At 35.9% G+C, this 10,000-nt stretch carries 8 protein-coding genes and 2 rRNA genes (1 of these 10 only partly in view); 7 read left to right on the top strand and 3 right to left on the bottom strand.

The window, feature by feature from the left end:
- Together HMPREF1528_RS11790 and rrf are read left to right on the top strand one after the other, a co-directional pair.
- A 23S ribosomal RNA gene (locus HMPREF1528_RS11790) occupies positions 1–26 on the top strand; it begins 2,814 nt to the left of the window's first position.
- Between the two features lie 162 nt (positions 27–188).
- A 5S ribosomal RNA gene (gene rrf, locus HMPREF1528_RS11785) occupies positions 189–299 on the top strand.
- Between the two features lie 53 nt (positions 300–352).
- Here the strand turns inward: rrf and HMPREF1528_RS11780 are convergent.
- From HMPREF1528_RS11780 to HMPREF1528_RS11770, 3 genes are all read right to left on the bottom strand, one after another.
- Positions 353–1,111: a hypothetical protein gene (locus HMPREF1528_RS11780; protein WP_016479932.1), complete on the bottom strand. Its 759-nt coding sequence runs from the start codon at positions 1,109–1,111 to the stop codon at positions 353–355.
- A 48-nt stretch (positions 1,112–1,159) separates the two neighbouring features.
- Positions 1,160–1,468 carry a hypothetical protein gene (locus HMPREF1528_RS12800; protein ID WP_016479931.1) on the bottom strand — a complete coding sequence of 103 codons (309 nt, stop codon included), beginning with the start codon at positions 1,466–1,468 and terminating at the stop codon, positions 1,160–1,162.
- A 75-nt stretch (positions 1,469–1,543) separates the two neighbouring features.
- Positions 1,544–1,843, bottom strand: coding sequence for a hypothetical protein (locus HMPREF1528_RS11770; RefSeq protein ID WP_016479930.1), 300 nt, complete (start codon positions 1,841–1,843; stop codon positions 1,544–1,546).
- Positions 1,844–2,269: 426 nt separating this feature from the next.
- On the opposite strand from HMPREF1528_RS11770, the gene HMPREF1528_RS11765 reads away from it, so the two are divergent.
- The 5 genes from HMPREF1528_RS11765 (at position 2,270) to cas2 (ending at position 9,898) form a co-directional block, all read left to right on the top strand.
- Positions 2,270–3,166 (top strand): helix-turn-helix transcriptional regulator, encoded by an 897-nt coding sequence (locus tag HMPREF1528_RS11765; protein WP_034568094.1) that lies wholly within the window; start codon positions 2,270–2,272, stop codon positions 3,164–3,166.
- Positions 3,167–3,648: 482 nt separating this feature from the next.
- Complete coding sequence (gene dtd, locus HMPREF1528_RS11760; protein WP_016479928.1) at positions 3,649–4,101, top strand: D-aminoacyl-tRNA deacylase; 453 nt, start codon at positions 3,649–3,651, stop codon at positions 4,099–4,101.
- Positions 4,102–4,280: 179 nt separating this feature from the next.
- Entirely contained in the window at positions 4,281–8,633 is a 4,353-nt protein-coding gene (gene cas9 / locus HMPREF1528_RS11755; RefSeq protein WP_016479927.1) for a type II CRISPR RNA-guided endonuclease Cas9, read from the top strand.
- Between the two features lie 36 nt (positions 8,634–8,669).
- On the top strand, positions 8,670–9,560 hold the full coding sequence (gene cas1 / locus HMPREF1528_RS11750; protein ID WP_016479926.1) for a type II CRISPR-associated endonuclease Cas1: 891 nt from the start codon (positions 8,670–8,672) through the stop codon (positions 9,558–9,560).
- Entirely contained in the window at positions 9,557–9,898 is a 342-nt protein-coding gene (gene cas2 / locus HMPREF1528_RS11745) for a CRISPR-associated endonuclease Cas2 (RefSeq protein ID WP_009411569.1), read from the top strand. The genes cas1 and cas2 overlap by 4 nt, the downstream gene beginning before the upstream one ends.
- Positions 9,899–10,000: the final 102 nt, after the last annotated feature.

The following is a 10,000-nucleotide window of genomic DNA, read 5'->3' as shown; positions in this document are numbered from 1 at the left end:
TACTAATCACCCGTAGACTTTTCGCGCGTAGAGATTCTTTTAAAGAGCGTTAGCATCACAACAATTGTTAATTATCAATTGTCAATTGAGAAAATATGTTTTTTATCCCTATATGTTAAAATATCAAGGCATTAGGCCACAGGCATCAGGTATTAGTTCTGAGTCGCACAACCTAAGGCCTAAAGATTTAAGGTGGTTATAGTCAAAGGTCTCACCTCTTACCATTCCGAACAGAGCAGTTAAACCTTTTAGCGCAGATGGTACTACACTTGTTGTGGGAGAGTATGTCGCCGCCTTCTTATAAAGAGCAATTCTGATAAAGAATTGCTCTTTTTTGTTGTTAATAAAATTTCTACTTTAAAAACTTTTTAGTTTCTTTAACGATAGCAGGTATTAGTTCTCGAGAAAAGCTATTGCTTAATTGTCGGGTGTGGATAAGAATACGTTTATTATCCTTACTAAAGTGTAAGAAATAGCGGTCTCTTCCTACTTTTATTTCCTTTTGAAAAACGACATCAAAAGTTTGTTCTAAATTAATGTGGTAACGGCTTGGATAATCATTGGCTGCTACAATTACAATAGGAAACTCTTTGAAAAAAGGCATTGCAAAGAGAGGTTTACGCTCTTCTATAGACTGTTTTCTAAGGGCTTCTATATCCTTATTTTTGTAGCTTTCTTTAGTAGGGTAGTCGCTGAACTCGGTGATAAAGAACTCTTTTTGAAAGTTGATTCTTTCAAGTTTTTCACCTTGTAAGAATAGCTGTTCGTAGAGTTTTTCGTATGATAAGTAGGTACGACTGGTTCCTCCTTTTTTGCTTTTATCCCAACTATTATATTGATTAAGGTAAGCATATAAGGGATTGTGAGAGGAGGGGCGTTGACCATCGTAGTTAGGCACTTCATTGGTAGAGAGGATGTGTTCCCATTGAGATACATTACTTTGGAAGAGCTCTTCTTTTTTCTTTTCTAAATTTTCGGTAGTCTCTTCTTTGCCAATGTGTGCGGCTTCTTTGCTGATTACTAAAACTTTACCGTTAGGGTTGCCATACCCTACAAATAGATTGTTGGCTTTGCAGTAGGCTACTGCCTCTTTGAATGCTTGTGTGTACATATATTAGGTGTTTAATTATTGTTTAACTTTTTAATGCCTGCAAATATACTAATTTTCTACTATAGTACATTCTTTTCTTACGATATGGCTGGGCTTTCCATTATGATAGAAAATAGTTTTCCATTCTCCATTAGGAGAGTAATTGCGTATGAGTTTATTTTTTTCATTTCCTTCTAAATCATATTCAATGCAAGAAAAAATGTTTTCGTTGTATGGAACTTCATTACTTTCTTCTTTCTGCCTCATATTCTTTGTAAGTAGTTTGTGTTTTTTTGCTAGCAAAGAAAGTATTAGGCTCCACATTATAGGGAGGTAAAGCGATTCGAGGCTTCTTAAGTTGTTATTTTGTATTTTCATTGTTGTTAAATCTTTTTTAGAAGGAGTAACAAGCCTAAGTTTTATTATAGGCTTGCACTCCTTGTGAAATGTAAATTAAATGCTTCTTATCTTTCCACCATTTTGGTTTCTCAGTTCCATATCTCCGTTTTTTAAGGTGATTAGTATGTCTGATTTGTGAAAAATAGCTTTTACAGCATTACTTTCTGCAACTGTAGATTTCCGTCCTCCAGAATCGTTACAAAGATCTGTTCTACCATTGCTGTAGGTGATTAGAATAGATTTTTCATCATCACTAAGAGTAGCGTCAATTACATTGCTTTGTGCAATCGTTCTGATACGACCTCCTGAATCACTGAGAAGATCTAATCTTCCATTTACAATTTTTAAAATCATATTATTATAGTTTTTAGTGAGTGCCTACTCTATATGGTTTTCGGCTTCTCCAATGTTTTACAAAAATAGTTTGCGGGCATCCCGTTTTACTTAGCTCGTTGCCCGACCAAAGGCATAAATACAAAGCAAAAGGAACGCCCGCGTACGCGAACGCTTCCGGCTTTACTTTCTTGTACTTATTGAAAAATTGGTCGTATTTCGAGCTAGAAAATAAAAGCGAAACGCTACTAATATGTTTATTTTGTGTTTATCTGGTTTTTACTATAAAATATGTTTTATGAGTTTCTGCCAGCAAATATACAAAATAAAATGATAGGTACGTCCTTTTGCTTTGTTTTTTTATTTCGGAAGCAAAAATATAATAATAGGACGCAACAACTTGTCGTTTTGAAAAAACTTTATACTTTTGTTGAAAAAATATTGAAAATGAGTTTATCGAAAATGTTTTCAAGGCATCGTTTTATTGTTGAACGATTGCGTATCAAACCCTGTACTAGTGAAGAATTAGAGAATGCTTGGGAGAGAAGTATGGAGAATACAGAGGGGCAACCTCTTGCTAAACGTACTTTACAACGTGATATTCAAATTATTAAAGAAGTTTACCATATAATTATTAAGTTTAACAAATCTCTTAAAGCATACGAAATCACAGAAGATAATGACCCCTATACCCAAAACCTCTTCGAGGCATTTGATGTGTTCAGAGCTTTGCAAAATTACGGTAATCTTTCTAAAGTTATTCAGTTTGATAGGCGATTGCCTGCGGGAACGGAGTATCTCTCACCCTTGCTTAGGGCTATTAAAGAACATCGTCAGCTAAAGTTGCACTATTATAAGTTTTGGGATAAAAACCAACAACCGGTGGTGCGTACGATAGAGCCTTATTTGCTAAAAGAGGCGCAAAGGCGTTGGTATGTGTTGGCGTGGGATGTGGAGAAGAAAGCGCTACGGGTGTTTGGCTTGGATAGGATTACCCATTTAGATGACAGCAAAGATATTAAATATCAGCACGCTGTACCTGAGGGTGTGGAGTGTTTTTTCGACGATAGTTTTGGGGCGTGGGTAGATAGTGAGCACGCACAAGCAGAAGAGGTGGTGCTTGCCTTTAAAAAATTGCCCAATGATTCAGTTTTTATGCCTAATCCGGTGGAATACCTCAAAGCGATGCCTCTGCATCCTTCGCAAGAGGTGGTGAGAGAAACTGACAATGAGATTGTACTCAAACTGCGCTTAAAAATTACACCAGACTTTGTTAGGGAGATACAATCGTATGGTGATAGAGTGAAAGTACTATCGGATAATGTGTTAATTTGCAAAAAATAGTGTGAGTTCGATGTAAAAGATGTTAGTGAATGCTTGGAGCTAGGTATGTGAGAGATTATGTCTCAGAATGTCGTAGCACAATAGGCAATGCGAGACACACGGATAGGTGATAATTAGCAAAAGGTGAGAAGAATTGGCAGGAGAATCTTGTACGATTATTATGGGAAAGGTGTATAAGTAGTTAAGAGTTAAAAGTTTTTTGAATGGACAATGAATAGTAAAAAAAATGTAGGGTAGGAGAGGTATTTGGAATTTGAGGTTTATTCGAAGAAAAGACGAAGGAAAGACGAACAATGAACGAAGAAAAGACGAATTTAAAGTGAAGCTAAGGAGAAGGAAAGAAGATGTAATGATGAATTTTTTGACAAGGTAAGAAGGAAGATGTAAGTGGAATGCTTCCGTTGATGAGAAGGAAATAGCATATTAACAAATCTGAGAGAGAAACTCAGAAGGGCTTGGAGAGTAATAAAAAAAGATATTTTATGAGAGTAGTTATTCAGCGTGTAACTCACGCATCGGTGGATATAGATAAGCAAACAGTAGCTTCTATCAATAAAGGTTTATTAGTATTGGTAGGTATAGAAGATAGCGATACCAATGAGGATATAGCGTGGTTATCGGCTAAAATACTGAATTTACGCGTTTTTGACGATGAAAATGGGGTGATGAATCTTTCGGTAAAAGATGTAGGAGGAGAAGTGCTTATCGTGTCGCAATTCACCTTGCACGCCTCTACTAAAAAAGGTAATCGCCCCAGCTATATAAAGGCAGCACGTCCAGAAGTTGCAATTCCTATCTATGAGACGTTTATAAAGCAAGTGGAAAGTTTGTTAGGAAAACGAGTGCCCACAGGACAGTTTGGGGCGATGATGCAAGTAGCCTTGTGTAATGACGGTCCTGTAACTATTCTTATAGATACAAAAAATAAGGAATAAAAAAGAACCCTATCACTAATATAATGATAGGGCTCCTTTAAATGTTTTCACAACGGAATCATCCTTATTGTGAATTGCTTTCAAATTGTGCGACAAAAGTAGGTATAATATTTTTAATGTGCAAATATTTTTATATAAAAATATTTATTACATTTGTCCTTTCTAAAAACATTATACCAATGAAACATATATTAGGATTAGATTTGGGATCAAACTCTATTGGTTGGGCTTTTGTACAACAAGATTTTGAAAACAAACAAGGAAAAATTATTGCTGCTGGTAGTAGGATTATTCCTATGGATCAGAAAATGTTAAGTAACTTTGAGGAAGGAACCACAGTTTCTCAAACTGCCGAAAGAACTACTTATCGCAGTATGCGTCGTCTGAGAGAACGGCATTTACTTCGCCGTGAGCGACTTCATAGAGTACTTCACATATTAGGTTTTTTACCTCCTCACTACGATGCTCAAATAGACTTTACCAAAAGATATGGTAAATTTATAGATAATGCTGAACCCAAAATAGCTTATAACAATGGGAATTTTATCTTTATGAATAGTTTCAATGAGATGATTGAGGATTTCAAAGAACACCAACCTCAGTTATTCTACAAGAAATCTAATGGCGAAGAGAGTAAAATCCCTTATGATTGGACAATTTATTACCTGCGCAAAAAAGCACTTTCGCAAAAGATTACCCAACAAGAATTAGCTTGGCTTATACTTCATTTCAATCAGAAAAGAGGGTACTACCAGTTGCGAGGGGAGGAAGAAACAGAAAACCCTAACAAGGAAGTTGCTTTTCACTCCTTAAAAGTTGTAGATGTAGAGGCTGAAGCCCCTAATAAAAAAGGAGAGATTTGGTATACAATCCGTTTAGAAAATGGTTGGATATACCGTCGCACGAGTAAAATTCCATTGGACGACTGGAAGGGGAAAACACGTGATTTCATTGTTACTACCGACCTTAATGACGATGGGACAATTAAATTAGACAAAGAAGGGAAAGAAAAACGTTCCTTCAGAGCCCCTGATGAAAATGATTGGAATTTACTCAAAAAGAAAACAGAGCACGATATTGATTTTTCTGGGAAACCTGTAGGTACTTATATTTACGACCACTTGTTACAAAACCCTAATCAGAAAATTAAAGGAAAATTAGTTCGCACTATTGAAAGGAAGTACTATAAAGACGAACTAAAGGCTATTTTGGCTAAACAAATAGCTCTTCAACCAGAATTGTTCACTGAAACCCTATTGGCAGACTGTATAAGAGAATTATATCGCAAAAACGAGACTCAACAGCAAAATCTACTATCAAAAGATTTCCTTCATCTGTTTGTAGAAGATATCATTTTCTACCAACGCCCATTGCGTAGCAAAAAATCTACTATTGCCAATTGTACCTTAGAAAAGCGTTCGTATATAGATAAGGAAACTAATGAGCGCAAAGACACTCCTATAAAAGTATGTTCCAAATCTAATCCTTACTACCAAGAGTTTAGAGTGCTACAATGGCTGCAAAACTTGAGAATTTACGAAATAGAAACCGACCGTGAGGTAACTGCTGAGTTTATCGAAACAGCCCAAGACTATGAGGCTCTCTTCAACTTCTTGATGTCTCAAAAAGAAATAGATAATGAAAGTTTACTGAAATACTTTTTGTTTGCAAAAAATCCTCAAATTAAAGACAAAACAGCTAAAATCGAGCTAAAAAAATGGATCACTACTTATCGCTGGAACTATGTGTATGATGTGGCGGATAACTCCTCCAAAAAATACCCTATGAATGAAACAGGCTATGACCTTCAGCGGTACATGCAGAAAGTAGAAGGACTCCCTACCAATTTTCTAACCTTTGATACAACATATCGATTGTGGCATTTGTTATATTCGGTGAAGGATAAAGTTGAATTTGAAAAAGCATTAAAGAAATTTGCTAAAAAGAAACAATTAGATAAAACATCTTTCGTAGATAGTTTCAAGAACTTCAAACCCTATCCTAATGAATATGGTAGTTTTTCTGAAAAAGCAATTAAAAAGTTACTTCCTCTGATGCGTTTTGGCAATCATTGGGACTTTAATCGCATTGATGTATCTACTCAAAAACGTATAGACGACCTTATTAATGGAGTAGCGAATGAGGATATCCGTACCATCATTAGAGAAAAAGCAGAGAAATATCAGCTCAATAGTGAGACCTGCTTTCAAGACTTACCGCTTTGGTTGGCTCAGTATGTAGTCTATAATCGTCACGCCGAAGCTACCGATATAGAAAAATGGACTTCAGTGAGTGATTTAGAAGCATATTTAGAAGATTTCAAGCAACATTCACTTAGAAATCCTATAGTAGAGCAAGTAGTTACCGAAACTTTACGCGTAGTAAGAGATATTTGGCAACAATACGGTGGGGGACAAGCGAATTTCTTTGATGAAATACATATAGAATTGGGTAGAGAACTCAAAAAAACAGCTGAAGAAAGAAAACAACTTTCCGATAAAAATCAAGAGAATGAAAATACCAACCTACGTATTAAAAAATTACTTGCCGAATTAAAAGAAGATGCAAGCATACAAAACGTGCGTCCGTATTCGCTTGTACAGCAAGAACTGCTTAAAATCTATGAAGAAGGTGTGTTCAGTAGTACAGATGAAATAGAGGAAGATATTCAGAAAATTCGCAAAAAAGTTGAACCTACCACCCCTGAGATACAACGCTACAAGCTCTGGTTGGAACAAAAGTATAAATCGCCCTATACAGGAGAGGTGATTTCACTTACAAAACTATTTACTGAGGAGTATGAAATAGAACATATCATTCCGCAAAGCCGTTATTACGATGATAGTTTATCCAATAAGGTAATATGCGAATCAGCTGTAAATAAGCTAAAAACAAATCAATTAGGATTGGAATTTATCCAGAATCACCACGGTGAGAAGGTGCGCATAACAGCTAATAAAGAAGTTACTATCTTCACAGAAGAACAATACAAAGAGTTTGTGAAAAAACATTACGCTAATAATTCAGCTAAACAGCAAAAGCTCCTTTTGAATGAGATACCTGAAAAAATGGTCGCTCGCCAGCTAAATGACACTCGTTACATCAGTAAGTATATTTCAGAAATACTTTCTAAAATAGTGCGTTCAGATGAAAAAGATGAGGGGGTAAACTCTAAAAATATAATACCTTGTACAGGTAAAATTACTACTGCCCTCAAACAAGATTGGGGACTTAATGATGTGTGGAACGAGCTTATACTTCCTCGTTTTGAGCGAATGAATCAGCTTACCCAAACACAGCTATTTACCTCATATAACGACAGACTTCAAAAAAATCTCCCTACTGTTCCAATAGAATACAGCCAAGGTTTTCAAAAGAAACGCATAGACCACCGTCATCACGCTATGGACGCCTTAGTGATTGCTTGTGCTACGAGAGAGCACATCAATTATATGAATAACCAACACGCATTGGATAAGAGTAAGGATAAAAAAGAAAAACAACAATCTCGCATAGACCTTCGCACTATCCTCTGTGAGAAAAAGAATAATAACTGGCAGTTCAAGAAACCTTGGAGGACTTTCACTCAAGAAGCTAAAGAAGCCCTTGAACATATAGTAGTGAGTTTTAAACAAAACCTAAGAGTGATTAATAAAGCTACCAACTATTATGAAAAATGGGAAGAGAAAAATGGTGTACTTGTAAAAAAGAAAGTAAAACAAGAGGGAACTAATTGGGCTATCAGAAAGCCTTTGCACGAGGAAACTTTTTCAGGGAAAATTTCTTTAAATAGAGAAAAAGTAGGTAAGGGGAATATATTAACAGCTACTAGAAAAGCAGTTGATAGTAGTTTTGATGTGAAGAAAATTAGTAAAATTACCGATACAGGTATCCAAAAAATATTACTCAACTATCTCAAATATAAAGGAAGCCCAGAAGTAGCTTTTTCAGCAGAAGGATTAGAAGAACTCAACAAAAATATTGCCCAATACAACAATGGTAAGAAACATCAACCTATTTATAAAGTGAGAATTTATGAAAAAGGGAGTGGTAGATTTGTATTAGGAGAAAAAGGTACAAAGTCTAAGAAATATGTTCAGGGAGCACCTAACTTGTATTTTGGAGTATATCAAGGCAAAGAAAAACGCACTTATGCAACTATCCCTCTCAATGAAGTAATTGAACGACAAAAACAAGGACTTCCTTCTGTTCCTGAGCGCAATGAAAAAGGAGAACCATTGTTGTTTAGCCTTTCGCCTAATGATTTAGTGTACGTGCCTATGGAAGGAGAAGCCACAGAGACAATAAATTTCAATAACCTTAACAAAGAACAGAAAGAAAGAATTTATAAAACAGTGAGTTTTACAGGAAATCAGTGTTTTTTTGTACAAGAAGCAGTGGCATCTCCTATTGTAAATAAAATGGAGTATTCACCATTGAATAAAATGGAGAGAAGTATAGTAGGAATAATGATAAAAGAAGTCTGTATCAAACTAAAAGTAGACCGCTTAGGAAATATCACCAAAGCATAGAACTCTTTTTAAAAACCAATAAACACCCTTTAAACTATGTTATACCGATCTATTTACATAGGCAATCCTGCTCATTTGAAGTTGAAAGATAAGCAACTCAAAATAACCGACCCCACTACCCAAACTGTAAAAGGAAGTGTGCCTATTGAAGATTTGGGTTTGCTGATGCTCGACCATTATCAAATTACAGTTTCTCATCAATTACTGCAAGAATTGATGGAGAATAATGTGGTACTTATCAGTTGTGATGAAAAACACTTACCCTTAGGAGCAATGCTTCCTTTCGGTGGGAATACTCAATATTCTGAACGGGTGAAAACGCAGTTAGAAGTGAGCGAACCTCTTAAAAAACAACTTTGGAAGCAAACTGTAGAGTGCAAAATTCAGAACCAAGCTAAGGTCTTAGAACATTTAGGAAAGTATGCTGACCCGATGTACGACTATCTAAAAGAAGTAAAATCGGGCGATACGACCAATATGGAAGGTATTGCAGCGCAACACTATTGGAAGTACCTTATTGATTACGATTTTCTTAGAGATAGATTTGGTGAATATCCTAATCAGTTTTTCAATTTCGGATATGGAGTTTTACTCAGTATCGTAGCCCGCGCATTGGTAGATACAGGTTTATTATTAGTATTAGGAATTTTCCATCGCAATAAGTACAACCCCTATTGTTTGGCAAGCGACATAATGGAACCCTACCGACCCATAGTAGATTTATTGGTAATGGAATGGCTCACAACACATCCTGAAGTAGAAGAACTCAACAAAGAAAGTAAAGCTCATATACTGCAGATGGCAACCCGTGATGTACAGATAGAGAAGAATACCCACCCCTTGATAGTAGCAGTAAAGAACACAGCTTCTTCTTTATACAAATGCTATGCGGGTGAAAAGCGACTGATAGCTTATCCTGAATTATGATCATAGCAGAACGATATAATGCTTATAGAATTATGTGGGTATTAGTATTATACGATTTGCCAACAGAAACGAAAAAGATGCGTAAAGAAGCACAGAACTTTCGTGATAAACTCATAAAGGACGGTTTTACGCTCTTTCAGTTTTCGATGTACGTAAGGCATTGCCCTAGTAGAGAGAATGCCCAAGTGCATATCAATCGTGTAAAACAAAACTTACCTCAGTATGGCAATATAGCTATTATGTGTCTAACCGATAAGCAGTTTGGCGATATGGAGTTCTTTTACTGTCAGAGAGAAACAGCAGCTCCCGAAACCTATGTGCAATTAGAGCTTTTTTAAGAAGAATAGGAAAGTGAAAACCTCCTCTTTAACCTTATAAACAAAGGTAAAAGAGGAGGTTTTTCAGTACTGTTTTTCAGTAAAACAGATTGATACTTAAAC

Origin of the sequence: Capnocytophaga sp. oral taxon 336 str. F0502 (assembly GCF_000411575.1) — a bacterium.
Classification (GTDB): Bacteria; Bacteroidota; Bacteroidia; order Flavobacteriales; family Flavobacteriaceae; genus Capnocytophaga; species Capnocytophaga ochracea.
Note: the sequence above shows the minus strand (reverse complement) of the source record. Positions and strands in the feature narration are given on the sequence as shown.

Coding starts and splice junctions, on each gene's coding strand:
- HMPREF1528_RS11780 (WP_016479932.1), bottom strand. CDS start 1,111: ATGTACACACAAGCATTCAAAGAGGCAGTAGCCTACTGCAAAGCCAAC.
- HMPREF1528_RS12800 (WP_016479931.1), bottom strand. CDS start 1,468: ATGAAAATACAAAATAACAACTTAAGAAGCCTCGAATCGCTTTACCTC.
- HMPREF1528_RS11770 (WP_016479930.1), bottom strand. CDS start 1,843: ATGATTTTAAAAATTGTAAATGGAAGATTAGATCTTCTCAGTGATTCA.
- HMPREF1528_RS11765 (WP_034568094.1), top strand. CDS start 2,270: ATGAGTTTATCGAAAATGTTTTCAAGGCATCGTTTTATTGTTGAACGA.
- dtd (WP_016479928.1), top strand. CDS start 3,649: ATGAGAGTAGTTATTCAGCGTGTAACTCACGCATCGGTGGATATAGAT.
- cas9 (WP_016479927.1), top strand. CDS start 4,281: ATGAAACATATATTAGGATTAGATTTGGGATCAAACTCTATTGGTTGG.
- cas1 (WP_016479926.1), top strand. CDS start 8,670: ATGTTATACCGATCTATTTACATAGGCAATCCTGCTCATTTGAAGTTG.
- cas2 (WP_009411569.1), top strand. CDS start 9,557: ATGATCATAGCAGAACGATATAATGCTTATAGAATTATGTGGGTATTA.